This window comes from Sphingomonas sp., assembly GCF_036402235.1.
Lineage (GTDB): Bacteria > Pseudomonadota > Alphaproteobacteria > Sphingomonadales > Sphingomonadaceae > Sphingomonas.
The window spans coordinates 1-25178 of the sequence record NZ_DASWTG010000038.1 but is presented as its reverse complement, the minus strand read 5'-3'; the positions used below and the strand labels follow the sequence as shown (position 1 = coordinate 25178).

At 67.8% G+C, this 25178-nt stretch carries 19 protein-coding genes; 7 read left to right on the top strand and 12 right to left on the bottom strand.

Annotation, left to right across the window (positions count from 1 at the left end; genetic code table 11):
- Positions 1–68: 68 nt before the first annotated feature.
- The 3 genes from VGD28_RS07560 to VGD28_RS07550 are packed head-to-tail and all read left to right on the top strand — an operon-like array spanning position 69 to position 3747.
- Positions 69–1592, top strand: coding sequence for a fumarate hydratase (locus VGD28_RS07560; RefSeq protein WP_331027723.1), 1524 nt, complete (start codon positions 69–71; stop codon positions 1590–1592).
- Positions 1589–2509, top strand: a complete 921-nt coding sequence (locus VGD28_RS07555) for a DMT family transporter (protein WP_331027722.1) — start codon at positions 1589–1591, stop codon at positions 2507–2509. Before VGD28_RS07560 ends, VGD28_RS07555 begins: the two co-directional genes overlap by 4 nt.
- Positions 2510–2562: 53 nt before the next feature.
- Entirely contained in the window at positions 2563–3747 is a 1185-nt protein-coding gene (locus VGD28_RS07550; RefSeq protein ID WP_331027721.1) for an MBL fold metallo-hydrolase, read from the top strand.
- A gap of 143 nt (positions 3748–3890) precedes the next feature.
- Here VGD28_RS07550 and VGD28_RS07545 read toward each other — a convergent pair whose 3' ends face one another.
- The 8 genes from VGD28_RS07545 to VGD28_RS07510 form a co-directional block, all read right to left on the bottom strand.
- A complete protein-coding gene (locus VGD28_RS07545) occupies positions 3891–4517 on the bottom strand; it encodes a DUF4198 domain-containing protein (protein ID WP_331027720.1) in 627 nt (208 codons plus the stop codon).
- A 17-nt stretch (positions 4518–4534) separates the two neighbouring features.
- The gene (locus VGD28_RS07540; protein WP_331027719.1) at positions 4535–4816 is read right to left on the bottom strand and encodes a DUF3325 family protein; all 282 of its coding nucleotides are present in this window, start codon (positions 4814–4816) and stop codon (positions 4535–4537) included.
- Positions 4813–6411 (bottom strand): PepSY-associated TM helix domain-containing protein, encoded by a 1599-nt coding sequence (locus tag VGD28_RS07535; protein ID WP_331027718.1) that lies wholly within the window; start codon positions 6409–6411, stop codon positions 4813–4815. The genes VGD28_RS07540 and VGD28_RS07535 overlap by 4 nt, the downstream gene beginning before the upstream one ends.
- A complete protein-coding gene (locus VGD28_RS07530) occupies positions 6408–6668 on the bottom strand; it encodes a hypothetical protein (RefSeq protein WP_331027717.1) in 261 nt (86 codons plus the stop codon). The genes VGD28_RS07535 and VGD28_RS07530 overlap by 4 nt, the downstream gene beginning before the upstream one ends.
- A gap of 50 nt (positions 6669–6718) precedes the next feature.
- A complete protein-coding gene (locus VGD28_RS07525) occupies positions 6719–9025 on the bottom strand; it encodes a TonB-dependent siderophore receptor (protein WP_331027716.1) in 2307 nt (768 codons plus the stop codon).
- A gap of 114 nt (positions 9026–9139) precedes the next feature.
- The gene (locus tag VGD28_RS07520) at positions 9140–10444 is read right to left on the bottom strand and encodes a cytosine permease (RefSeq protein WP_331027715.1); all 1305 of its coding nucleotides are present in this window, start codon (positions 10442–10444) and stop codon (positions 9140–9142) included.
- Positions 10441–11544, bottom strand: a complete 1104-nt coding sequence (locus VGD28_RS07515; RefSeq protein ID WP_331027714.1) for a DUF917 domain-containing protein — start codon at positions 11542–11544, stop codon at positions 10441–10443. The genes VGD28_RS07520 and VGD28_RS07515 overlap by 4 nt, the downstream gene beginning before the upstream one ends.
- Complete coding sequence (locus tag VGD28_RS07510; RefSeq protein WP_331027713.1) at positions 11534–13153, bottom strand: hydantoinase/oxoprolinase family protein; 1620 nt, start codon at positions 13151–13153, stop codon at positions 11534–11536. Before VGD28_RS07510 ends, VGD28_RS07515 begins: the two co-directional genes overlap by 11 nt.
- Before the next feature lie 225 nt (positions 13154–13378).
- On the opposite strand from VGD28_RS07510, the gene VGD28_RS07505 reads away from it, so the two are divergent.
- From VGD28_RS07505 to VGD28_RS07495, 3 genes are all read left to right on the top strand, one after another.
- Positions 13379–16084: a helix-turn-helix transcriptional regulator gene (locus VGD28_RS07505; RefSeq protein WP_331027712.1), complete on the top strand. Its 2706-nt coding sequence runs from the start codon at positions 13379–13381 to the stop codon at positions 16082–16084.
- Between the two features lie 177 nt (positions 16085–16261).
- Positions 16262–18361, top strand: coding sequence for a TonB-dependent siderophore receptor (locus tag VGD28_RS07500; RefSeq protein ID WP_331027711.1), 2100 nt, complete (start codon positions 16262–16264; stop codon positions 18359–18361).
- A 62-nt stretch (positions 18362–18423) separates the two neighbouring features.
- On the top strand, positions 18424–20151 hold the full coding sequence (locus VGD28_RS07495) for an amidohydrolase (RefSeq protein ID WP_331027710.1): 1728 nt from the start codon (positions 18424–18426) through the stop codon (positions 20149–20151).
- A 283-nt stretch (positions 20152–20434) separates the two neighbouring features.
- Here the strand turns inward: VGD28_RS07495 and VGD28_RS07490 are convergent, their stop codons facing one another.
- From VGD28_RS07490 to VGD28_RS07475, 4 genes are all read right to left on the bottom strand, one after another.
- On the bottom strand, positions 20435–20647 hold the full coding sequence (locus tag VGD28_RS07490) for a hypothetical protein (RefSeq protein ID WP_331027709.1): 213 nt from the start codon (positions 20645–20647) through the stop codon (positions 20435–20437).
- Between the two features lie 239 nt (positions 20648–20886).
- On the bottom strand, positions 20887–21756 hold the full coding sequence (locus VGD28_RS07485) for an alpha/beta hydrolase (protein ID WP_331027708.1): 870 nt from the start codon (positions 21754–21756) through the stop codon (positions 20887–20889).
- A 272-nt stretch (positions 21757–22028) separates the two neighbouring features.
- Positions 22029–23417 (bottom strand): amidase family protein, encoded by a 1389-nt coding sequence (locus VGD28_RS07480; protein WP_331027707.1) that lies wholly within the window; start codon positions 23415–23417, stop codon positions 22029–22031.
- 91 nt (positions 23418–23508) lie between these two features.
- Complete coding sequence (locus tag VGD28_RS07475) at positions 23509–24549, bottom strand: ornithine cyclodeaminase (RefSeq protein WP_331027706.1); 1041 nt, start codon at positions 24547–24549, stop codon at positions 23509–23511.
- Between the two features lie 182 nt (positions 24550–24731).
- On the opposite strand from VGD28_RS07475, the gene VGD28_RS07470 reads away from it, so the two are divergent.
- Complete coding sequence (locus tag VGD28_RS07470) at positions 24732–25151, top strand: Lrp/AsnC family transcriptional regulator (RefSeq protein WP_331027705.1); 420 nt, start codon at positions 24732–24734, stop codon at positions 25149–25151.
- Positions 25152–25178 lie beyond the last annotated feature (27 nt).

Genomic DNA, 25178 nt, shown 5'->3' with positions numbered 1-25178 from the left:
TTAGCGGCTGGCGCGCTGCCTGTCATCCGCTAAGGGGGTGGACAAATTGACCATGCCAGGGACATGCAATGACCGTCACGATCAAGGCCGCCGATCTGATCGACAGCGTCGCCGACGCGCTTCAGTTCATCAGCTACTATCACCCGATGGATTACATCCGCGCGCTGGGCGAGGCGTACAAGGCTGAGCAGTCGCCCGCCGCGAAGGATGCGATCGCGCAGATCCTGACCAACAGCCGCATGTGCGCCGAGGGGCATCGCCCGATCTGCCAGGACACCGGCATCGTCAACTTGTTCGTGAAATGGGGCATGGACTGCCGCCTCGACGACACCAGCCGCTCGCTCCAGGAAGTCGTCGACGAGGGCGTGCGCCGCGCGTACCTGAACCCCGAGAACAAGCTGCGCGCCTCGGTCCTCGCCGACCCCGCCTTCACCCGCCGCAACACCCGCGACAACACGCCGTGCGTGCTTCATGTCGAGATGGTCGCGGGCGATCATGTGCACATCGACGTTGCGGCCAAGGGCGGCGGGTCGGAGAACAAGTCCAAGTTCAAGATGATGAACCCCAGCGACTCGATCGTCGACTGGGTGATCGAGATGCTGCCCCAGATGGGCGCCGGCTGGTGCCCGCCGGGCATGCTCGGCATCGGCATCGGCGGCACCGCCGAGCATTGCGTGCTGCTCGCCAAGAAGGCGCTGATGGAGCAGATCGACATGGCGACGCTGAAACAGCGCGGCCCGCAAAACGATATCGAGGCGCTGCGCATCGAGATCTTCGACAAGGTCAACGCGCTCGGCATCGGCGCGCAGGGGCTGGGAGGTCTCGCCACCATTCTCGACGTCAAGATCATGGACGCGCCGTGCCACGCCGCGGGCAAGCCGGTGGCGATGATCCCCAACTGCGCCGCCACCCGCCACGCGCACTTCACCCTCGACGGCTCCGGCCCTGCCCATCTCGAGGCGCCCAAGCTCGACGAATGGCCCGACGTCGACTGGACGCCCGACAAGGCCGCGATCCGCGTGGACCTCGACTCGCTCACCCCCGAAGTCGTGCAGTCGTGGAAGCAGGGCGACCGCCTGCTGCTCAACGGCAAGATGCTCACCGGCCGCGACGCCGCGCACAAGCGCATCGCCGACATGTTGGCCAGGGGCGAGGAACTCCCCGTCGAGTTCAAGGGCCGCGTCATCTATTATGTCGGCCCGGTCGATCCGGTGGGCGAGGAAGTGGTCGGCCCCGCCGGCCCGACCACCGCGACGCGCATGGACAAGTTCATGCGCATGATGCTCGACCAGGGCCTGCTCGCCTGCGTCGGCAAGGCAGAGCGCGGCCCGGCGGCGACCGCGGCGATCAGGGACGCCAAGAGCGCCTATCTGATGGCCGTGGGCGGCGCCGCCTATCTCGTCGCGCGCGCGATTCGGGGCAGCAAGGTTGTCGGCTTCGAGGACCTCGGCATGGAAGCGATCTACGAGTTCGAGGTGCAGGACTTCCCGGTCACCGTCGCGGTGGATGCCGAAGGCAACAACGTCCACCAGCTCGCCCCGCTCGTCTGGAAAGAGAAGATCGCGAAGGAAAAGCTGCTCGAAGGAGCATGATCACCTCCCCCATCTGGCTTCCCGCCACGCTGATCGCCGCTGTGTTCCAGCCTTGGCGCACCGCGGTGCAGCGGCGGGTGAGCAAGGACCTGTCGATCAATGCCGCCGGGCTGGTGCGCTATCTCTACGGCCTGCCCTTCGCGCTGGCGATGATGGCGGCCTATCAATGGCTGTTCTTCCCTGCCGCCTTCCCCGCACTAGGCAACTGGTTCCTGATCTACTGCCTCGCCGGGGGCTTCGCGCAGATCGTCGCGACGAACCTGCTGCTGATGGCGTTCGACCATCGCAACTTCGTGGTCGGCACCGCCTATTCAAAGACCGAGGCGGTGCAGGGCGCGCTGCTCTCGATCGCGCTGCTCGGTGAGCGGCTTAACCTGCTGAGCTGGGTCGGCATTGCGCTCGGCGTCGCCGGAGTGATGATCCTCTCCGCTGACAACAAGCGGATGAGCCCCGGCGAGCTGATCCGCGCGCTCGGTCAGCCGGGCGCGCGCTACGGCATCGCCTCGGGCTTCTTCTTCGCGCTCACCGCGATCGCGATCCGCAGCGCCACGGTTCAGGTGGGGACGCAGGACCCCGTCCGCGCGGCGCTGATCGTGCTCGCGGCCACCGTCGCGCTGCAAACGGTGATGCAGGGCGGGCTGCTCGTCCTGCGCGAGCGCGATCAGGTCGCCGCCGTGTTCCGCACCTGGCGCGTGTCAGGTCAGGTCGGGCTGCTCTCCGCGCTCGGTTCGGCCTGCTGGTTCACCGGCTTCGCCACTGCCCCCGTCGCCCTTGTCCGCGTCGTCGGTCAGATCGAGGTCGCCTTCACCATGGCGTTCGGCCATTTCTACCTTGGCGAGCGGGTGTCGCGCGGCGAGATCGCAGGACTCATCCTGGTCACCGCAGGCGTAGTTGCGGCACTCACCGGAAATCTGTGATCCGCGCAAGTGACCTATTGAGTCAAGCCACCGCAATCCGCATCTAGGCGCGGATGCACTTCGTCCGCCCGGTCCTGCGCTGGACCTCGATCCTCCTGCTCTGGACCGTGATCGCCGCCTGCCTCGCGGTGACGATCGTCCCGCGCTATCTCGACCGCATTTACTATCATGGCCCGGAGAGCGGCCATTATGACGGCGAGCGCTTCTTCAACCCCGATGGCGAGGACACGGCGCGCGTGCCGGGCAGCCGCCGCGGCGGGCGTGCCGGCTTCCTGTGGCGTCAGGCCACTGGCGCCGACGGCCGCCCCGAATGGCCCGATCGCGTCGCGGTTCACAAGGACACGCCCCCCGCCCGCGTCACCGGCGGGGCGATGCGCGCAACCTGGGTCGGCCATGCCACGGTGCTGGTGCAGGCGGACGGCCTCAACCTCCTGACCGATCCGGTATGGAGCGACGTCGCCGGCCCGTTCGGCCTCGCCGGCCCTCGCCGCACCGCGCCGCCCGGCATCGATCTCGACAAGCTGCCCAGGATCGACCTCATCGTCGTCAGCCACAATCATTACGATCATCTCGACCTGCCCACGCTCAAGAAGCTGTGGGAGCGCGACCAGCCGCTGATCGTCACCAGCCTGGGCAACGACACCATCCTGCGCTCGGCGGGGATCGAGGCGCGCGGGGCCGACTGGGGCGAGCGCGTGACGCTGCGACCGGGGATCGACGTCATCGTCAACCGCAACCATCACTGGAGCAGCCGCTGGTTCACCGACCGCAACCGCGCGCTCTGGTCGAGCTTCGTCGTGACGCTGCCCGACGGAAACCTGTTCTTCGCCGGAGACACCGGCGCGGGCGATTACCAATGGGCGAATCAGGCCGCCTCCTATGGCCCGATCCGTCTCGCGATTCTGCCGATCGGCGCCTTCCGGTTCGAGGAAGGGGAGATGCGCACCGGCAGCCATATCGGGCCGGGCGAGGCGATCAAATTATGGAACCGCATGGGCCGTCCGGTGACGCTGCCGATGCATTGGGGCACCTTCCGCCTGTCCTGGGAAGGCTATTGGACCCCGCCGCGCATGCTCCGCGCTATTCAGGCCTGTGCGGGCGAGACCTCGGGCCGCTTCGCGCCGCAATCGATCGGGCGTCCGTGGGACATACCTGCACTTGGCGCCACACCGCCCCCGGTGGACGATGCGCGCGTCGATGCCTGCCTCGAAGACCCCGCCGTCACCGCACTGCGCTGACGGCAAAAAATAATCCTCCCCCGCAAGGGGAGGTGTCACCGAAGGTGACGGAGGGGGAGGAAGCACGACGATCGTTCTGGAATCCACCCCCTCCGTCGCGCTTCGCGCGCCACCACCCCCTGGCGGGGAGGACTAAGACACACTTAGTTCACAAAACTGGTCGTGGTCGTGCGGTGCAGGATCGCGACCTTACCCGCGGGAAGCGTGAAGTCGCCTTCTTCCTTGACCGAAGCCTTGAGAATGTAGCGGCCCTTCTCGTGCAGCGCGGGCAGCGCAACCTGTCCGCTAGCATCGGTCTTGAGCGCCAGCTGCCAGCGGCCCGGCGACACCAGCGACACCTCGCTATCCGCCACCGGCCTGCCGTCGCGGGTCAGCACGAAGCGGTCGCCATTGGCCGCGACCGGCGCCAGCTCGAGCGGCATCACCGCCTTGGCCTCGCTGCGGCCCGAGCGGGCATAGTAGATCACGCCGGCCTTCTTGCCGTCCTCGTCCCACGGCTTGAACACATCGTCGTCCCAGGCGCGCACGTCGCCCGGCGGCAGCGCGACCTCGATATAGCCCGCCCCGCGAGTCTGCGCGGCGGTGGCGCCGACCAGCTTGGGCGCCTTGAGCGACGGGAAGGCGGGATCGCCACCCGCCGGGATCGGCAGCTCGGGCTCGCCCAGCCAGATCTGCGCCGCGCCGTTCGCGCCGCGCTCGATCCACACTTCATGCGCCTGTGCGAGGCTCGCGGTCCCAAGCGCCAGCGCGGCGATCAGCAGCTTCTTCATCGTCTTTCCTCCCGGATCTATTTGCGGCCCGCGGGCGCGGGGATCAGGTTGAGCGCAAGGAACACCAGTCCTGCGCCCAGCATCAACAGGGCTACCCAAAGAATCGGCCCGAATACCCATCCCTGCGCAGCGATCGCGAAGGGGAAGGCGGCAGCGACTGCGGCCCAGGCGCCGCCGCGCAGCCGCAGCACCGTCACCGCATCGGGCCGGCTGCCCAGCCGCTTGCGGTGATGCTCGTCGGTCGAAAGCCCGAACAGCGCGAAGGCGAGCGTCGCGAGGATGAAGGCGAGCACGGTCATTCGGCCGGCTCCATCTGTGCCTCGACCGGCTGGATCGCGGGCGCCCGGCGGCGCGCACGCGGAGCGGCCGGCTTATGCCGCGCCACTCGCCGCGCGAGCGCGAGGAAGGCAAGGCCGAACACCAGCATCGCGGCGTCGATCCCCGCCAACATCGTGTCGCCGCTCCACAGGCTCGCGATCAGCCCGCGCTCGGTCCCGAATAGATTATAGACGGGCAACGCCGCGAGCAGCGCACCGGTCAGCCCGAGCAGCGCGACCCAGTTAGGCTGCGGCTTGCGCACGATCGACAGGACCAGCGCTGCGCCCCAGGCGAGGAACAGGCAGTGGACCTCCCACGCCGCGCGCCCGGCCATCTCGACCGGCAACAGCCGGTTGGCCCAGAACATCACCGCGACACCGAGCGGAAAGCCGCCGATCGCCGCGACGTTCAGCCGCTCGACCAGACGGAAGCCGAAATGCGGCCGCGCCGGATCGGGCAGCTTCTCGCGCCGCTTGACCGTCCACAGCACCAGCCCGCTGGCGACCATCACCGATCCCGCGACCCCGCACAGGAAATAGAGGAAGCGCAGCCAGTCGCTCGAGTAGCGCCCGGCGTGCAGCCCGATCATGCTGCCCGCGGTGGTCACCGCCGCGCCCGCTTCGGGCGATCGCCACACCGGCTTGCCGGTTGCGGCACTATAGGTGATGTGCGGTGTGCGCGACGACAGCATCGACGATCCCGACCGGGTCACGGTCACCCGCGCCGCCGCGTCACCCGGCTCGCTCACCTCGACATAGCCCGCCTTGCCGCCCAGCCGCGCCTCCGCATCGCGCACCAGCATGTTGAGATCGGGCAGCGGCACCGGGCGCCCGGTGCGCTCGACCGCTTCGGCCTCGGGATAGAGCGCCTCGAAGAATGCCCCTTCCTTGGGGAAGGCCGCGATCGTCGCCCAGGGCAACAGCATCACCGCCAGCGTGACGAGCCCGGTATAGGTGATCATCAGATGGAAAGGCAGCGCCAGCACCGCGCTGGCATTGTGCCCGTCGAGCCAGGAGCGCTGGCCCTTGCCCCGCCTCAGGGTGAAGAAATCGCGGAAGATCTTCTTGTGGGTGACGATGCCGGAAAGGATCGCGACCAGCATCAGCAGCGCCGCGACGCCGATCAGCCAGCGGGCCACATAATAGGGCACGTAGTAGAGGTCGAAATGGAAGCGGTAGAAGAACTCGCCGCCGCGCGTCTCACGCGCCGTGGCAGGCTCGCCGTTGGCATCGATCATCGCCTGATTGTCGCGGCGTCGGGGCGGCGGCTCGCCCACCTTGGTCTGCGGAACCCAAGAGGCGACCGCGCCATACGCCGTTGCGCCGGGCAGGGTGATGAACCAGCTCTTGGCATCGGGCGCCTTGTCGGCAAGGAAGCGCTGCGCCCCGGCGAGCACCTTCTCGGGCTGCTCGACCTTGGCCAGCTCCGGCCGCATCCAGCGGTTCAGCCCCTCGCGATAATAGGCGATCGTCCCCGCTGTGAAGACCGCGAACAACACCCAGCCGAGCAGCAGCCCCGACCAGGTATGCAGGAACGCTTGCGACTGGCGGAAGCCCTTCTCGCCCAGATCGCTCATGCCGCCCCTCCCGCCGTCGCGAGTCCTGTCAGCGCCGCGGCCGCGCCGCCCGCCACCGCCAATACCCATAAGGCGCGCCAACCGCTCTTCGCCGCGAACGCCCACATCGCCGAAACCGCACAGATGACGAACGCGACGAGCATCCCCACGGTCGTGGCCTCCTCCGGCCGCATCGGCAGGATCACCGACAGCGCGATCGCCCACAGCGTCCCCACGGCATAGCCGACCGGCAACGCGGCGAGGACGCGGAGGATCATGTCCCCCCGCTTCCGCCACGGCGAGATCGCCGCCGCGCTGCCGCGCCCGCTCACGGGTAGCTCACCCGCAGCGTCGCGAACACGGTGCGCGGGCTGCCGTAATAGTTGCCGCGGCCGGTGGACGAGATGCGCGCATAGTAATCGCGGTCCAGCAGATTGTTGACGTTGACCGACAGCGAGATCTGCTCGTTGACCTTGTACCCCGCGCGCAGGTCGACGACAGCATAGCTGCCCTGCCGCACGACGGTCGAGAGCGTCGTCACGGTCCCGGCCGCGTTGCGCACCGCCGGGTTGCCGCCCCAAGTCTCGCTGAACCAGGTGACGCCGCCGCCGATGCTCGCGCCCTTCAGCAGCCCTTCGGGCGCCATATAGTTGGTGAACAGCTTGATCATATGCTCGGGGATGATCGGCACCAGCGGCAGCCCCTCGAACGACGCGTTCTGGTCCTCGAGATACTTGGTCTTGGTGAAGCTGTAGCCGCCATTGACGCGCCAGCCGGGCAGGATTTCGCCCGCCGCCTCGGCCTCGATGCCGCGCGCGCGGACCTTGCCGATCTGGAGCACCACGGTGGGATCGTCCGGGTCGTTGAACAGGCGCCCGGTCTGCTCGATCTGGTATCCCGCGAGCGAAAGCAGCAACCTGTCGCCGGCGAGCGAGAGCTTGGTGCCGGCCTCGAACTGCTTGCCGGTCATCGGATCGACCGGCTGCCCGTCCGGCCGGCGGCGGCCCGACGGTGCGGTCTGCGGCGTGAAGCTGTCGGCATAGCTGACGTAGAAATTGAGGTTGCCCGTCGCGTCCCAGACGATCCCGGCATAGGGGGTGAACCGCCCGTCGACGGTCGATCCCGTGACGTTGCCCAGCGTGGGCAACAGCACGCGGTTGTTGGTGTCCCACCAGGTGAAGCGGCCGCCGCCGACCAGCGTCAGCCCCTCGACCGGGGACAGCCGCATCTGGCCATAGACGCCATATTGCTCGGTCTTGGTGTTGGTCGCGCCCCACACCTGCAGCACGCAATTGGCCGGCGCCGGCACTATGGGCGTGCTGACGTTCGGGCAGGTCGCCCCCGAACCCTGCACCGGATAATAGGGCAGCGGGCCATAGGGGTCGAGCGGCGGCTCGGCCGGCGAGACCGGATTGAACACGTCGATCCGCGCATAGTTGGACAGGCGCGTGTAATAGCTGTCGTAGTCCACCGCCTGATAGTCGGCGCCGACGATCAGCGTCTGGTCGCGGCCGAACAGCGGGAAGGTGCCGATCCCGTTGAAGTCGAACGCTTTGGTCCTGGCGAAGCTGTCGCCGCGATAGGCGATGTGGTTGGTCACGCCATTGTTGGGCGCCCCGGTCAGCGGCGGATTGGCCGCGGTCGTGATCGCCTGGTTGCCGATGTAGGAATAGACGTCGATGCGATCGACATCGGTGTAGAGGCCGCTCGCGCGCAGCGTCCAGCGATCGCTGATCTTGTGCGACAGCTCGGCCCAGGCCGTCCACGTCTCCGACCGGAAGCGATTCCAGTCCGCGCCCAGATAGGTCGAGCGGTCGATGTCGAGCAGACGGCCCTCGCTGCCGTCCGCACCGCCCAGATAGCCGGGCAGGCCCGACTGGATCGCCGGCTTGAACCGGTCATAGCTGCCGCCGAAGGTCAGCGTCGTATTGTCCCCGATCTCCACCGAAGCGGTCGCGAAGCCAGCGATGCGGTTGCGGTGCGCCACGTCGAAGAACTGGTCCTGATCCTGCACCATCGCCCCGGCGCGCAGCGCGACGCCGCTGGCGACCGGAGCCGAGATGTCGAGCTCGCCGCGGATATTCTGATAGCTGCCATAGCCGATCGACGCGCGCGCCCTGAACGCGTCCAGCGGCCGCTTGCGCACCAGGTTGATGCTGCCCGCCGGATTGCCCGATCCGCTGAACAGCCCCGCCGGGCCGCGCAGCACCTCGATGCGGTCATAGAAGAACAGATCGGGCACCACCGAGGGGAAAGCGAACGCCATCGTCGCGACGCCATCGACCAGATAGTTGTTGATCGTGAAGCCGCGCGACATGAACGACGGGTCTTCGCTGCCCACGCCCGTCACGGTGATGCCCGGGGTGACGGTGACGGCATCCTCCAGCGTGAACAGGTTCTGCGCCTCGATCTGGAGGCCGTCGATCACGGTGATGGTGTTCGGAACGTCCTTCAGCGGCGTGACGGTCTTGCCGACTTCCTGCCCGGCACTCTTGCCCAGGATCACGACATCGTCGTCGTTGCTCGCGATCGGCTCGCCTTCGGTGCCGCCAGGCGCATCGTTCGCGCGCGCTGCTGCCGGAATCCACAGGCCAGCAGCCGCTACGCTCACCAGCAACGCCCCGAACTTACGCATGATACACAACCCCTTGAATGATTCGGGGGCGCGATAGCTGCTGCGTTGTTGCGAGTCACTAGCATTAGCGTCTTTTATTGCGAATGACCCGCATTGTATAGCGGGATTACCCGTTTAGCCAGTTGCGGAAAGGCCCTCCGGAGTCGCCGGCGGGGCGGCACGCCGGCGGATCACCGCCAGATACGCCGCGGTCGCGATGATCGTGGCATCGATCATCGGCACCGTGGTCAGCGTCAGCCCAAGCCGCTCCATCCCCAGCGCGACCGTGATCGACCCCAGCCAGGTCAACACCGCAGGCCAGCGCACCGGCGGCAGCGCCGCGATGCTCTCGCCCGCGTCGCACTCGCGAAAGGTGATGAAGGCGTCGATCACATAGATTGCGGCGATCGGCGGGATCAGGATGCCGAGGAACAGCAGGAACGGCACGAAGGAATCGATGATCCCCATCACCGCAAAGCTCCCGCCCACCGTGCCGCCGATGCAGATGAACGCCCATTCGCGCACCCCGGGGAAGGTCGCGCTCATCGACAGGCTGGCCGAATAGAGATTGGCCGCGTTGATCGTCCAGATCGACAGGATCAGGATCAGCAGCACCGGGAGGCCGAAGCCGAGCATCGTCACCAGCTTCATGATGTCGGTCTCGCCGGTCGCCAGTGCGGGCAGCGCAGCGGCAATCACCAGCAGCGGCGTCGCCACCGGGAACGACAGGATCATGGAGGAAACCGCGCCGCGGGCGCTGCGGATATAGCGCGACAGATCGGGCATCGCCGCGACGGTCAGCATGTTGCCCCCGACGATCGCCGAGAGCGCGATGCCGAAGCTCATCGGCACCGGCGGCTTGTCCGCAGGCGCCAGCTCGACCCCGTAGCGCCGCACCGCGAGGATCGCGACCGTGGCGAGGATCACGCCGAGCAACGGCACCGCGACCAGCGCCAGCCGGTCGAGCGCGCGGAAGCCGTAGATGGTGGAGACGATCATCAGCACGCTGCCTGCGATCACGAACGCCGTGAAGTCGCCGGGGATCGCATAGCCCTGTCCCACCAGCGCGACGATCGCCCCGGCGAAGAACGACACGTTCACCCCGAACCAGCAATAATGGACGATCGCGACGACGATATTGACCAGCGCCGCGCCCCAGCGCCCGAACGATCGCTGGATCAGCAGGTAGGTGGTCAACCGCGTGCGCACGCTGGTCCAGGCGGTCAGGCACGCGCCGCCGCACAGGATCAGCCCCGCGAGGAATGCCGCCAACGCTGCCGGCCAGAAGCCCAGCGCCAAGCCCGTCTGCGCACCGTTCAGGAATCCCGGCAGCGCGATGTTGAAGCTCGCGACGATCAGCGCGACGCGCCATCCCGCGACGGTCAGATGCTCCGGAAGCGGCGCGTTCGCATATTCTCCGCCCGGTGCGCCTGAACTCATCCCTTGTCCCACCCGTTCAATGTCTCGATCGGCCGATAGGCCTCGCCGAAGCCGAACGCCGCCGGCCCGACGAACGCCAGCGCCCGCGCCTCGCGTAGCATGGCGGGCGCCGCCGCGCCGACCACCTTTACGCGCTGGCCGTATTTCAGCCGCTCGGTCGTGATCGAATCCGCCGTCTCCAGGTCCATCACGGTGATCAGGTCGGGCACCAGCGCCACCACCTCACCGTCGCGCCGCGCGATGAGGTTCTCGTTCTGGAATTCGAGCTCCATCCGCCCGGCCCCGCCGAACCCCTCGATCACCACGCGCCCGACCGAGAAGCCGCCGCGCGTCTCACGCTCGAGGTCGACGATCTTGCCGTCGAACAGCCCGCCCGCAAACGGGTAGAGCCCGCTCGCCGCCAGCGCCGCGTACAGCGCCTCGAACGGATCCTCGCCTCTCTCCCGCGCGACCCGGATCGCCGCGCCCGCCGCGATCGCGGCCGACACGCTCCCGCCGATCGCGTGCGCCTTGGCCTCAGCGCCGGTCAGCGGATACTCGACCATGTGCGCGATCCCCCCCAGCGCCACCGACAGCGCGCGCGCTACCCGTTCGTGGACCAGATTGTCGTCGGTCTCGATCACGTTCAACGATCCGCACGCCGCGGTCAGCACCGATGGGCAAGCGGAAAGCCCGTGGATGTTGAAGATCGCCATCTGCGATTCGGGGAACGCCCGGCCCATGCCGTCGGCATCGACCACCGGCACCCCCAGCCGCGCCGCGCTCATCAGCGGGGCGAGGCCATTGCCCCCGCCGATCTCGATCGGCAGCACCGCGTCGATCTTGCGCCCCAGCTCCTTCTCCAGCCGCGCGAGCCCGGCCAGCGCCTCGCGCCCGCTCGGCAGTTTCTCGACCGAGACGGTCGGCGCGCCGATCCAGCCGCACGGCACCACCAACGCGTCGTCGTTCAGGCTGTCGAGTGGCACCAGCTCGAACGCCGCGCCGCGCGCCAGTTCGGCCTCGCCCAGCAGCAGGCTGTAATAAGGATCGCCCCCGCCGCCTGATCCCAGAAAGGCGGCACCGCGGGCAAGATCGGCGAGCGCCGTGCGATCAATGCGCATGCTGGACCGATCGCTTGCTCGCGGTTTCACGCTGCGGCTCGGCAAGGTCGCCGACGGCGCGCACGCGCAGCTGCGCCGCGCGGCCAGGTAGGTAGCTCAGGAACACTTCGTCCACTTCCACGATTTGAATGGTCCGGGGATCGCCGCCCGCCGCCGCGACCCGCGCGGTGACGTCGGCCCGCATCTGCTCGATCGCGGTGGCGCGCGGTGTCTGGTCGTAGGCGACGATCTGCTCGACCTGCGCGCCGACCTGCGCGATCGCCGCGCCCACGGCGTTGGCGACCGCAGCGTGCGGCGGACGCACCACCTTCGCCGCGCCCTTGAGATTGTCCGCGATCAGGAAATTGCCGCCGCCGACCGCAAGGATGGTGACGTCGCCGCGGGTCGTCTTCATCCGGTCGACGCCATCCTCCAGCATCGCCTGGAACCGGTCCCATACCGCAGCGACCGCCGCTGCGCTGAGGCCGGGCAGCTTGCCCGCGTCGCCGAACGCTGCCTTGCCCGCCGCGACCGCGACATCGCTCGCGGTCAGCGTATCGCCGCCGAACAGCATCGCCGCCTCGGCGATGCGATAGCCGACCGAATCCGGTCCCACGCGCAACGCTTCCGCCGGCACCGCCCGCGCCGCGTAGAGCGCCGGGTCGAGATGCACCCGGGTCCCGCCGCCCAGCCCGATCGCGAGGATATCGGGCATGCGGAAATTGGTGCGCACTCCGCCGATATCGACCGCGACCGACGACTCGCGCGGGAAGCCGTTGGCGAGCACCCCGATATCGGTGGTGGTGCCGCCGACATCCATCACGATTCCGTCCTGCACCCCGGTCAGGAACGCCGCGCCGCGCATCGAGTTGGTGGGTCCCGACCCGATCGTCAGCACCGGATGCGCCGCGGCCTGCGTGGCGGAAATCAGCGTTCCGTCATTCTGCGAGATATAGAGCGGCGCCGCGATCCCCAGATCCTTCAGCGCCGCCTCGAACGCCGCGACCACCGATCCCGCCAGCGTCGACAGCGCGGCGTTGAGGATCGCCGCATTCTCACGCTCGATGAAGCCGATCCGCCCGATCGCGTTCGATCGCGTCACCGCCGCCCCGGGATGCACCGCGCGGACGATCTCGGCTGCCCGTTCCTCCATCGTCGCGTTGACCGGGGCAAAGGCGCTGGTGATCGCCACCGCTTTGATCCCACGCGCTTTCAGCGCCTCGGCCGCCGCGCGCACCGCCGCCGCATCGAACGGCGCGATCTCGCGTCCGTCGACCTCGTAGCCGCCGGGCAGCAGGAAGACGTTTCCGCCGACGCATTCGGCCAGATCGGCGGGCCATCCGGTCAGCGGCGGCAGCGCCTCGCCCGAGGGGCTGGCGAGCCGCAGCACGCCGACCGGCTCCAGCCGCTTGCGCTCGACCAGCGCGTTGGTGAAATGGGTGGTGCCGACCATCACGGATCGCACGGCCTTGGCGGCGACCCCGCCCTGCGCCAGCACCGCGGCGATCGCCGCCGCCACGCCCGAACTGACATCGGCGGTGGTCGGCTGCTTGGTCGAGGCGAGGATCGCGCTCCCGTCCATCAGCACGGCATCGGTGTTCGTCCCGCCCACATCGACACCAATCCGCACGCAACACTCCCGGCCTGTCCAAACTCTCGGCTAAAGGGTGCGGAGCCAAGCCTTTGTCCGCAACGCGTAAAACGGGTGCCGGGGCCTGCCGAACGGGTAACGGGGGACGGTTTCCGGGTAATCATCGAACCGCCGCTTGAGCGACATGATCGTGTAACATACCCTCTCCGGGCACGCCGCGGATTGCGGCGGGCAAAGGACGGAGGCCGCAACGGTAAACGCCCGATGGATGCGCTGATCCATACCAAGCTCGCGCCGCCCATGTGGATGGGCAATCAGATCAGGCGCGATCTGCTGCTCGCCCGCCTCGACGCGGCGCTGGAGCGGCGGCTGACGCTCATCCAGGCGCCGGCCGGCTATGGCAAGACCAGCCTGCTCTCGCAGTGGAAGGACCGGCTTGATCTGCACGCGGTGCGCGTCGCCTGGCTGACGCTGGAGCGCGACGATTCGGACCTGCGCCGCCTCACCCGCTACATCGTCTGCGCGCTCGACGGTGCCGGACCGCACGACGGCGAGGAGGGCGAGCATCTTGCCGCCGCTCTGCCCCCGCGCGCCGCGGTGTCGGCGATCGTCAACCGGCTGGCGCAGGAGAGCCGCCGCGTGGTGCTGATCCTCGACGACTACCATCGCGCCGAAAGCCCGGAGGTCGACACGTTCGTCCGCGCGCTGATCCAGCTCGCGCCCGAGCACTGCCATTTCATCATCGCCTCGCGCGACTATCCCTGGCTCGGCCAGTCGATCCTCGCCGCCGAGGAGCAATTGGTCGAGCTGACCGCCGACGACCTCAAATTCGCCGCGCATGAGGCGGAGGCGCTGCTCGCGCGCTTCCATGGCGAAGGGCTGAGCGGGGACGACGTGCGCAACATCGTCGAGCGGACCGAAGGCTGGGCGATCGCGCTCCAGCTCGCCTCGCTGTCGCTCAAGCGCGGCGCCGATCACCGTCGGCTGGTCGAGGAGTTCCACGGCCCCAGCTCGGACCTTGCCCGCTACCTCTCCGAACAGGTGCTGATGACGATGCCCGCGGAGACGCAGGAGATCGTGCTACGCACTGCCCTGCTCGATCGCCTCACCGGCGACCTCGTCAACCTGCTGTGCGACCGGCAGGACGGGTGGATGATCCTGGAGCGGCTCGAGGAGCAGGGCGTGTTCCTGACCCCGCTCAGCGCCGAGCGGAAGGCCTATCGCTACCACCAGCTCGTCGCCGAACATCTGCGCGATCGGCTCGCACGGCGCGACGCCGCGCAGTTCCGCGCGCTCCACCGCCGCGCTGCGCAGTGGTTCGCGCAGCGCGGCGAGACCGCCGAGGCGGTCAATCATGCGATCCAGGCCAACGACGATGCGATGCTCGCGACGATCCTCGAGGATGCCGGCGGCTGGCGGCTGATCCCGCTGGGCCATCAGGCGATGGTCGAGCGCGGCCTCGGCAAGCTGCCTGCTGCGCTGGTCGCCGCGCGCCCGCGGCTGGCGCTTGCGCGCGTCTATCTGGAGATCAAGCGCGGCGAGATGGCGACCGCGCGCACCGATTACGACCGCTTCTTCGCCGAGGCCGAGGCGGCCGGCCTCTCCGCCGATCAGTGGACCGAGATCCGCGTCGTCGGCGACGTGCTGGCGGATTACGAGAACGAACCCGTCACGCTCGACGACCTGCTCGCGCGCGAATCGCTGCTGCGCACCCTGCCCGCCAACGACCACCTCGTCCTCGCCAACATCAGCGAGACATTGGGCGCCAAATATTTCGAAGGCGGCTGGCTTGAACGCGCGCTTGAGCCGACCATCGCCGCGCGCGAGCATTATCTCGCGATGGGATCGCTCTACAGCGACGTCTTCACCCGCTTCCTCGAAGCGCGCATTCGCCAGGCCCAGGCGCGGATGAAGGACGCGGCCGCCATCCTCGCCGCGACGCGCGAGCAGATCGAGGCGAATTTCGGCCCGCGCTCGGACCTGGCCGCCAATTGCGCGGCATTCGAGGCCGAGCTGCTCTACGAACAGGACCAGCCCGCCGCCGCCCTCGCCCTGCTCGACTGGGCGATGCCGCACATGGAGCTGTCCGACGGCTGGACCGACGTCTACACCGCCGCCTATTGCACGGCCGCACGCGCCGAGGCATCCGAGGGCACGCTTGACGCGGCACAGGCGATCCTCGCGCGTGCCCGCCGCCTTGCCGGTCGCCGCCGCCTCCGCCAGCTCGACCTGCGCGCGGCGCTGTGCGAGCTAGACCTGCTGATCCAATATGGCGACGATCCCGCGGCGGTGGCCGAAGCGGCGGAAGCGCTCGATCTCGACGCGCTCGCCGATCGCGGCGAGGAGGATTCGACCGTCCACCGCCCGGTCGTCACCGCCGCGCGCCTGTGCCGTGCCCGGATGGCGCTGACCTGCGGCGACCACGCCGCTGCCCTCGCCGATCTGCAGAAGCTCAGGCGCTGGGCTGCGCAGCACGGCGCGGGGCGGCTGCTGATCGATGCGAACATCCTGCTTGCCTTCGGTCACCGCGCCGCCGGGGATACCGCAAAGGCGCGCGCCTGCTTCGACGATGCGGTCGGCACCGCGATGTTCCAGAACATCGCCCGCCCGTTCATCGACCAGCGCCGCTTCGCCGAGCCGCTGCTGAGCGAGGCGCTGGGCGGCACCGCGCAGCTCGACCGCTTCCGTGCGCAGTTCCTCAAGGGCATCGCCCGCTCGCTCGCGGCGCGCCCGGTCGCTGGTCCCGCCCCCGGCCTGCTCAGCGATGCCGAGGCCGAGATCCTCCAACATCTCGGCTTCGGCTATTCAAACAAGGAAATCGCGCGGCTGATCGGCATGTCGCCCGATACGGTCAAATACCGGCTCAAATCGGTGTTCCGGAAGATCGGGGTGCATAAGCGCCGCGACGCCGTGCGCGTGCTGCGCGAACGCGGGCTCATCTCCGACGGCGCGGGTCAACCGGCCGCCTGAAGCGGCTTTCCCCGTTCCCGCCTACCCACTTACCCGTCTTGCGCCTCTCTTACCCTGATAAACGCGTGGCTCGGCGGCCGATCCGGGTTTCAATGCTGGGTGAGGGTCAAGCCGCGCAACTTAGGTGCGGAAGAACGATCCCGTCGGACATATAAATTTCGGGGAAGGGCTTTGATCATGAGCACACGGATCGGACTTTACGGCGCGGCGCACAGGCTACGCGGCGCGCTGCTCGCGGCATGCTGCCTCGCGGCGCTGCCCGCCGCAGCGCAGGACGCGGGACCCGCGGTCGAGGACGACGACGTGACCGTCATCGGCACCCGGGCCCAGACCGGCACCAAGACCGATGCCGCGCTCACCGAAATCCCCCAGTCGATCAGCATCATCACCGCGCAGGAGTTCAACGACCGCGCCGCAGTCAATCTGCAGGACGTGATCCGCTACAGCGCGGGCGCGGCGAGCGAACTGAACGGCGTCGACACCCGCGGCGATTTCCTCGCGGTGCGCGGCACCGGCGCCGAACAATATCTCGACGGCCTCAACCGCATGCCGGGCTTCATCTATGGCGGCCGGCTCGAGATCTTCACGGTCGAGCGTGCCGAACTGCTGCGCGGCCCCTCCTCCACGCTGTACGGCGGCGGCGGCGCAGGCGGCATCCTCAACTCGGTCAGCAAGCGCCCCAAGACCGTGTTCGGCGGCGAGATCGGGCTGATGTACGGCACCGATGAACTGAAGCAGCTCCAGTTCGACATCACCGGCCCGCTCGCGCCCGGCCTGTCGGCGCGCTTCGTCGGCCTCGTCCGCGACGGCCATCTCCAGCAGGAATCGCAGCAAAACGACCGCATCACGGTGATGCCCGCGATCACCTTCAAGCCGGGGCCGGACACCGAAGTCACCTTCATCGGCGTCTATCAGCGCGATCGCCTGGGCAGCCAGACCTATCTGCCCACCAGCAAAACGGTCGATGCCACCGACCCGGAGCGCATCTCACACGATTTCTATTTGGGCGAGCCGGGCTTCAACCACACCTTCGCAGACTATTACGCGGCGACGATCCTGCTGACGCACAGTTTCAGCGACCGGTTCAGCTTCAACAGCCGCAACCGCTTCTTCGAGCAGGACGTCGATTATCAGGAAGTGTTCGGATACACCGGCTTCGGCAGCGCCTATGCCGATGCCGCGCGCACCATCGCGAATCGCGCCTGGTATCTGAACCGCGCGCAATATAATGGCTTCAACAGCGACAATAACCTGGTGCTGAGCTTCGACACCGGGCCGCTGACGCACCAGATACTTGCCGGCTTCGACTATACCTCGTTCCGCGAGGACAAGATGGAAGGCTTCGGCCAGGCGCCAGGCCTCGACCTCTACAACCCCGTCTATGGCGTGCCCTTCACCACCGGCGTGGGCTGGACCACCGACACCAAGAACTCGCAGCTCGGCTTCTATCTCCAGAACCAGATCCGCGCCTGGGACCGCGTCTCGCTCGTCTTCGGCGCGCGGCACGACAAGGTTCGCTCCAACGTCAACGGCGTCCAGCTCGAGGACAACAAGGCGTGGAGCTTCCGCGCCGGCATCATCGCCGACGTGGTCAAGGGCGTGTCGCCTTATTTCAACTATTCCGAATCGTTCCTGCCGGTGTTCGGCTCCAACTTCTTCGGCGTGCCCTATGTGCCGCGGACCGGCCGTCAATATGAGGCCGGCATCAAGGTCCAGCCGTCGTCGCGCATGCTGTTCACGATCGCCGCGTACGACATCAAGGAACAGAACATCCTGATCGCGGATCCGAACGAGCTGCAGAACTTCATCCAGGGCGGCTCGTCGCGCTCGCGCGGCGTGGAGGCGGAAGCGAATATCCGCCTGCCGGGCGATTTCAGCCTGACCGCCTCGTACAGCTACACCCGCGCCGAATATCTCGTCGTCGACGGCCGCCGGCGCGGCGACCGTCGCGAGAACCTGCCCGAGCACCAGGCCTCGGCCTGGGCGGCCAAGGGCTTCGACCTCGGCGGCGATCTTACCGCCAAGGTCGGTGCGGGCGTGCGCTACCAGGGCGACAAGGTGAGCTTCGACCAGCTCTATCGCATCGATCCGGTGACCCTTGTCGATGCGATGATCGAGTTTGGTTACAAGGATTGGACGCTGTCGGTGAACGGCGCGAACATCTTCGACGAAAAGGTCTATACCAACTGCAGCTATGGCGGCCCGCCGATCAACGAAGGCTATTGCTACATGGGCAAGGACCGCACGATCATGGCCTCGCTCCGCCGCAAATTCTGATCCATGCCTCCCGGGCCGGCCATGTGCGCCGGCCCGTTTTCCGTCAGCGTACCGGAGAGACCATGCCCAACCTGATCCGTCCAGCCCGCCTCGCCGCGCTCGCGCTGCTGATGGCGGGGACCGCCGGCGCCGCGCAGGCGCGCGAGATAGCGGACACCATCCTGAGCAATGCCCGCATCTACACCGTCGACAAGAAGCAGCCCTGGGCGCAGTCGGTCGCGATCAAGGATGGCAGAATCGTCGCGGTCGGCCCGGCCGCCACGGTGGCGAAGACCAAAGGCCCGAACACCCGCATCGTCGATCTCGGCGGCCGTCTCGTCCTCCCCGCCTTTGGCGACGCGCATGCACATCCGCTGTTCGGCGCGCTGTCCAAGACGCGCTGCTCGCTCCACGACGGCAAGTCGATCGAGGATTATAAGAGGATCATCGCCAAATGCGTCGCCGATACGCCGGGCACCGGCACCGTCTATGGCGTGGGCTGGGAGGATTCGCTGTTCCCGCCCAACGGCGTGCCGAACAAGGCGATCCTCGACGCGATCTCGACCACGCGCCCGCTGATCTTCGATTCGGTCGGCGGCCATACCAACTGGGTGAACTCGAGGGCGCTCGAGCTGGCCGGGATCACCAAGGACACCCCCGATCCGGTCAACGGCACGATCGACCGCGATCCGGGAACCGGCGAGCCGGTCGGCAGCCTCCAGGAATCAGCGCAGGCGCTGGTCGCGAAGCTGATCCCGCCGCCGACCGACGCCGATTACCAGAACTCGATCCTCTACACCGCCAGGCTGTTCAACAGCCTCGGCATCGTCGCCTGGAACGACGCGGGGGTCGATTTCGACGACCAGGGCGGCAGCCGCATGGTCGATGCCTACAAGGCGGTGAAGGACGCGGGCAGGCTCACCACCTATGTCTCCGTCTCGCTCAAATGGCAGAATGAGCGCGGGATGGATCAATTCCCCGCCCTGCTGAAGGCGGCGGAGCGCGCCAACGCGCTCGGTATCCCGACGCACACCGTCAAATTCTATGTCGATGGCGTGATCCCGCAAAAGACCGCCTATATGCTCGCGCCCTATGAGGGCGATACGCAGCGCGGCGCGCCGCAGATCGCCCCCGACATGCTCAAGCAGGCGGTTACCGCGACCGACGCCAAGGGCATGCACGCCTTCCTCCATGCGATCGGCGACGGCGGCGTGCGCATCTCGCTCGACGCGATCGAGGCGGCGCGCAAGGCCAACGGCAGCAAGCCGACCTACCACATGGTCACGCATTTGAACGTCGTCGATCCGGCCGATCAGCCGCGCTTCGGCCAGCTCGACACCTATGCCCAGTTCCAGCCGACCTGGTCGTCCTGGTATCCCTATATGGAGCTGACGCAGACCGCGATCGGCAAGAAGCGGATGGAATATATCTATCCCGCGGGCAGCATAGTCCGCGCCGGAGGCAAGCTCGCTTATGGCGCCGACTGGCCGGTCGCCACCGCCAATCCGCTCGAGGGGCTCGAGGTCGCGATCACCCGCAAGGTGGCGGGCGATCCCAGCGCAAAGCCGCTGGTCGCGAGCGAGGGCGTCACCCTCGCCGAAGCGATCGAGAGCCACACGCTCAACGTCGCCACCGTCAACGGCATGGCGAAGTTCACCGGCTCGATCGAAACGGGCAAGAATGCCGACCTCGTCGTGCTCGACCAGGACATCTTCAAGCTGCCGGTGCACGAGATCAGCAAGGCCAAGGTGCTGGTGACCGTGTTCCAGGGGAAGACGGTGTATGGCGATCTGGGGGCGTTGAAGCGGTAGGCACGTCAGTCCTTCATATCGTCAACGCGCAGGAAATGTCTGTTATCGGTGGAGTCGGGACGGCGGGCATCCGGACGCCGCCGCTGGCACGCCCGCGAAGTTGACGAAGTTACGCGGAACGCGATTCATTCTGTCAACTTGGTCGCCTTTGTGGGTGGGTGTCAGGCGGGCCAACCGCGAGGATCGACGACATCAAAGAGCGGCTGCGGCGCAGCCGAACGACGCAAGCAAATCAATTCCAACATTGCAAGCGGAGTCGGCAAATTGGACGGCTAGCGGTCGTTCAGTCTGGCGCGAACGCCTGAATGTCGAACGGAACAGAAGAACTCAGCGCGCGCCCAAACTTGTCCGCCGCACATTCTGAGTGAGCGTAGACTTCTTGCGTAGATCCATCGGCCTGCGCCCACAGGCCGGAGATAACGATACGGACAGCGCCGATGTCACCTTTGGCGATGCCTTCCTCACAATAGCAGCACTGATATTCGAGTTCGGCCATATGACCGTAGTATCGCGGTACCGTCGAGCGTCCGCAATGGGGTCGCTAGCGGGCATTCGCCCTCTCCGTCATCCCGGCCTTGTGCCGGGATCCACCGGGAGGCGAACAGGAAGCAAGAGGCTCAATCGCATCGTCCGCAGCGCCGTGGATCCCGGCAAAGGCCGGGATGACGGCTGAGTTGTCCGGCATAGCCTGCGCGTCAGCAGGCCATCCGCCTTCATGCGTTCAATCGGCCACCCTCACGGCCAGTTGACCGCAAACCGCAGCGTCGCGGGCACCGCACGGACGGGGACGGTCATATGCCCCTCGCCCGCGAAGATCTCCGATCGGGTGCGCAATCCCCAGGCCGAGAGCGGCGCGATGCGCTGGACGAAATCCTCGGCGTCCCAGCGCTCGAGGATCGCTTCCTCGCGGTCGCCCGCCACCACCAGCAGCCGGGCGACCTTCGGCACGCCCCCCGCCTTGAGCCGCGCCGCGAAGTCGCGCTCCTCCTTGAGCGTGATCGCCTCGTGCCAGAAGATCGACGGGCTCGCCGCGATGATCGCGTGGAACGCGCCCGGCCGCGTGTACAGCGTATGCAGCGCGAACAGCCCGCCCAGCGAATGGCCGAACAGCGACTGGCGATCGGCATTGGTCTTGTAGCGCTTGCCGATCTCGCTGCGCAGCTCGCCGGTCAGGAAATCGAGGAAGCGGTCCCAGCCCCCGCTCTTCTCCTTGGCGAACTTGGCATAAGCGCCCGAGGTGGTCGGCGCGCCGGTGAAATCGTCGATGCGGCGCACGTCATAGGCTTCGTCGGTGGGATAGCCGACGCCGACCACGATCGCCTTGTCCCCCGGCGACCATTCCATCATGCGCCGCGTCTCGGCGAAGGACGCGAACAGCGCGTTGCCGTCGAGTATGTAGAGCACCGGATAGCCGCCCTCGGGCGGGGCGCCCTTGGGGAAGGATACGAAGATGCGATAGGTGCCGCCATGCGCGGCCTTCATGTCGAACGTCGCCGTCTGCGGCATGGTATAGCCGGGCGCGGCGGGCGCGGGCTTTTCCTGCGCCAGCGCGGGCGCGGCCAGCGCCACGGCCGCCAGCATCGCGAGCGTCTTCACAGCCTTCATCGCCATTCTCCCGTTCGGTCTTGCGCGCAGGCTAGCCCTGCCCGGCGGCGGCGCCAAAGGACATGCGCGGGTAAACGGCGGTGGGGATGGGTAAGTGTCAGAGCAGATCGACGAAACGGCTCCGGAATAAATCCTCCCCCGCCAGGGGGAGGTGGCATGCGAAGTATGGCGGTGGGGGAGAACAGCGAGTCGCTAGCGGTGGGAGTCCTCCCCCTCCGTCGCCTTCGGCGCCACCTCCCCCTGGCGGGGGAGGATTTGAAACCCGACCGATACTAGCCGCCGAACGCCATCGGCGGCCAGCGATCCGCCCAGGGACTCGCCACCTCCAGCTCCTCGCCCAGCCCGAGCAGCAGCTCGTCCCTACCATGCCCGGCCGAGAACATCGCCCCCACCGGCAGCCCGCTCTCCCCCGCGAACAACGGCAGCGAGATGCTCGGCGTGCCGGTCATGTTGTGCAGCGGCGTGTAGTTCACATAGGCGAACAGCGCGTCGAACAGTTCGTCCGCCGGGCGCGTCGGCGCAAGATGGCCGAGCGGCGGGGGCACGCTCGCGGTGACCGGCGAAAGCACCACGTCGAACGTCTGATGAAACCCCGCCAGCGCAGCGGACGCACGATCGACCTGCGCCAGCGCCTCCGCCAGCAGCTCGGGCGTCACGCGCGCGCGCCGCCCGGCAAGGCCCAGCGTCCACGGCTCCAGCACCTCACTCGCCCGATCGCCATAATGATCGACCGTCTCGCCGCCGAGATAGTCCCACAAGGTGGTGAAGCCGGTGCGCAGCGCAGGCCGGTCGATCGGCTGCGTCGCCTCCTCGACCCGATGCCCCAGCGTCTCGCACAAGTCCGCCGCGCGCCGTATCACCGCCGCGACCTCAGCCTCCGGCCCGGTCCCGTCCATGCCGGTCAGGTCGAGCGCGATCCGCAGCTTGCGGCCCGGCGGCATCGCGGCGGCCTTCTTCGCCGGGCGCAGCAGCCGCGCCGCCCACACCGTATCGCGCATCGACCGGCCATAGAGGCTGTCCGAGCAGAGGATATCATCGACCAGATTGCATGCCCGCGCGCGCACGTTCCACCCGCGGCTCGGCTTGAACCCGATGATGCCGCAGTTCGACGCGGGGATCCGGATCGATCCGCCAGCATCGCTCGCAGTGGCGAAGGGAACCAGCCCCGCTGCCACCGCCGCGCCCGCGCCGCTGCTCGATCCGCCCGAGCTGCGCGACAGGTCCCACGGGTTGCAGGTCGGCCCGTAGAGCAGCGCCTCGCCGGTAGCGTTGAGGCCGAATTCGGGCATGGTCGACATGCCGACCGGAACCATCCCCGCGCGGTCGAGCGCCTTCGCAAGCGGAAAGGCGCGGCGGGCGACCTCGCCCTTCTTGGCGCGCGATCCAGCCTCGCACAGGAAGCCGGGATATTCGAGCGACGCCTTGAGCAGATAGGGCACCGCCGCCATCGGCGCGTCGCGCGCGACCTTCGACGCTGCCGCGCGGGCATGGCCGAACGCCCGCACCGCGAGCGAGTTGAGCGCGCCGTCCACCGCCTCGATCCGCGCGATCGCGGCTTCGACCAGCGCTTCGGGCGGCACCTCGCCGCGCCGCACCAGATCGGCCTGGCCATGCCCGTCGAGCCGCGCGATCGCGTCGGCCTGCGCAAGCGTCATCGACATGCGTATCTCACCTCAAATTTTCTGATCGATCTGCACAGCGCGCTGGACGATTCGTCCAGCCGCTCACCCATTTGCCGGGCCGCGTTACCCGTCAGGCCGCCTGCGCCGCCTCGACCGGCGCAGGCGCGATCAGCCCGAACAGGTCGCGCGGATCGGCGGGGCTGGTGATCAGGTCGAGCGTCTCATACTGCCCGGTCTCGGTCGCGAGATCGCGCAGCAGCCGCAGCGCCGCGAAATCCTCGACCGCGAAGCCGACCGAGTCGAACAGGGTGATCTCGTCGCGCCGCGTGCGCCCCGGCGCCTGGCCGCTGATCACCTGCCACAGCTCGGTCACCGGGAAATCGGCCGGCATCTGCTGGATCTCGCCCTCGATCCGCGTCTGCTCGGTCAGCTCGACGAACACGCTGGCGCGGGAGAGGATGTCCTTCTGCAATTCGGTCTTGCCCGGGCAGTCGCCGCCCACTGCGTTCAAGTGCACGCCGGCCCCGACCATATTGTCGGAGAGGATCGTCGCCTGAACCTTGTCGGCGGTCACCGTCGTGACGATGTCAGCCCCCATCACCGCGCTGCCCGGCTCGTCGCACACGGCCACGCGCACGCCCTGCGCCGCCATGTTGCGCACGAACTTGGCTGTCGCCGCGGGATCGACGTCGTACACCCGAAGCGTCTCGATCCCCAGCACCGCGCGGAACGCAGCGGCCTGGAATTCCGACTGCGCGCCGAGGCCGATGATCGCCATCGTCTTCGCCTCGGGCCGGGCGAGGTGCTTCGCCGCCAGCGCGGACATCGCCGCGGTGCGCAGCGCGGTCAGGATCGTCATCTCGGAGATGAAGACGGGATAGCCCGTCTCGACCTCGGCCATCAGCCCGACCGCGACCACCGTCTGCAGCCCGCGCTCGAAATTGTACGGGTGCCCGTTGACGTATTTGAAGCTGTAGAGCGCGTCGTCCTGCGTCGGCATCAGCTCGATCACCCCGCCCGGGCTGTGGCTGGCGAGCCGCGGGATGCGCTCGAACCGGTCCCAGCGGCGGAAGTCGGCTTCGAGATAGTCGACCATCCGCGCCAGAACCGCGTCGATCCCCAGCTGCGCCACGATCCCCCGGATCTCGCTCACGCCCACGAACTGCACCATCGCCGCCTCCTCTGATCTCCGGCGATGCTAGGGGGCGTGCGAGTGCAGGCGACAGGCGCATGCTGCGCAACTTCGCGCGGCCATTTGATCAATCTGCCGACCCGATCCGCGCAGATTGCGGACCCGTCACTGTGCACAAACTGGCCCGTGACAAGCCCGCTTGGCAGGTGTGGAGAAAGCGGATGCACGAACTCGACGATCTCGACCGCCGGCTGATCGCCGCCTTGCGTGAGGATGCGCGCATGCCGATCACCCGGCTCGCCGCGGTGCTCAAGGTTTCGCGCACCACGGCGCAGGCGCGGCTCGACCGGCTGCTGGAAAGCGGCACCGTGCTCGGCTTCACGATCCGCGCGCGCCAGTCGAACGATCAGGTGCGCGCGGTGATGATGATCGAGATCGAGGGGCGATCGACCACCGCGATCATCAAGCGGCTGCGCGGCTTTCCCGAGCTGGCGGCGCTTCACACCACCAATGGCGGCTGGGACCTCGTCGCGGAGATCACCGCCGCCAGCCTCGCCGATTTCGACCGTATCCTGCGCGAGGTGCGCCAGATCGAAGGCGTGCTCAACAGCGAGACCAGCCTGTTGCTGAGCAGCCTGTAGGCGGCCGGCATTTGATTATCCTCCCCC

Excerpts from the sequence above, each read along its gene's own strand:
- VGD28_RS07525 (WP_331027716.1), bottom strand. The coding sequence starts at position 9,025 with ATGCGTAAGTTCGGGGCGTTGCTGGTGAGCGTAGCGGCTGCTGGCCTG.
- VGD28_RS07545 (WP_331027720.1), bottom strand. The coding sequence starts at position 4,517 with ATGAAGAAGCTGCTGATCGCCGCGCTGGCGCTTGGGACCGCGAGCCTC.
- VGD28_RS07550 (WP_331027721.1), top strand. The coding sequence starts at position 2,563 with ATGCACTTCGTCCGCCCGGTCCTGCGCTGGACCTCGATCCTCCTGCTC.
- VGD28_RS07480 (WP_331027707.1), bottom strand. The coding sequence starts at position 23,417 with ATGTCGATGACGCTTGCGCAGGCCGACGCGATCGCGCGGCTCGACGGG.
- VGD28_RS07500 (WP_331027711.1), top strand. The coding sequence starts at position 16,262 with ATGAGCACACGGATCGGACTTTACGGCGCGGCGCACAGGCTACGCGGC.
- VGD28_RS07560 (WP_331027723.1), top strand. The coding sequence starts at position 69 with ATGACCGTCACGATCAAGGCCGCCGATCTGATCGACAGCGTCGCCGAC.
- VGD28_RS07530 (WP_331027717.1), bottom strand. The coding sequence starts at position 6,668 with ATGATCCTCCGCGTCCTCGCCGCGTTGCCGGTCGGCTATGCCGTGGGG.
- VGD28_RS07520 (WP_331027715.1), bottom strand. The coding sequence starts at position 10,444 with ATGAGTTCAGGCGCACCGGGCGGAGAATATGCGAACGCGCCGCTTCCG.
- VGD28_RS07495 (WP_331027710.1), top strand. The coding sequence starts at position 18,424 with ATGCCCAACCTGATCCGTCCAGCCCGCCTCGCCGCGCTCGCGCTGCTG.
- VGD28_RS07515 (WP_331027714.1), bottom strand. The coding sequence starts at position 11,544 with ATGCGCATTGATCGCACGGCGCTCGCCGATCTTGCCCGCGGTGCCGCC.
- VGD28_RS07540 (WP_331027719.1), bottom strand. The coding sequence starts at position 4,816 with ATGACCGTGCTCGCCTTCATCCTCGCGACGCTCGCCTTCGCGCTGTTC.
- VGD28_RS07490 (WP_331027709.1), bottom strand. The coding sequence starts at position 20,647 with ATGGCCGAACTCGAATATCAGTGCTGCTATTGTGAGGAAGGCATCGCC.
- VGD28_RS07475 (WP_331027706.1), bottom strand. The coding sequence starts at position 24,549 with ATGGTGCAGTTCGTGGGCGTGAGCGAGATCCGGGGGATCGTGGCGCAG.
- VGD28_RS07505 (WP_331027712.1), top strand. The coding sequence starts at position 13,379 with ATGGATGCGCTGATCCATACCAAGCTCGCGCCGCCCATGTGGATGGGC.
- VGD28_RS07555 (WP_331027722.1), top strand. The coding sequence starts at position 1,589 with ATGATCACCTCCCCCATCTGGCTTCCCGCCACGCTGATCGCCGCTGTG.
- VGD28_RS07535 (WP_331027718.1), bottom strand. The coding sequence starts at position 6,411 with ATGAGCGATCTGGGCGAGAAGGGCTTCCGCCAGTCGCAAGCGTTCCTG.
- VGD28_RS07470 (WP_331027705.1), top strand. The coding sequence starts at position 24,732 with ATGCACGAACTCGACGATCTCGACCGCCGGCTGATCGCCGCCTTGCGT.
- VGD28_RS07485 (WP_331027708.1), bottom strand. The coding sequence starts at position 21,756 with ATGAAGGCTGTGAAGACGCTCGCGATGCTGGCGGCCGTGGCGCTGGCC.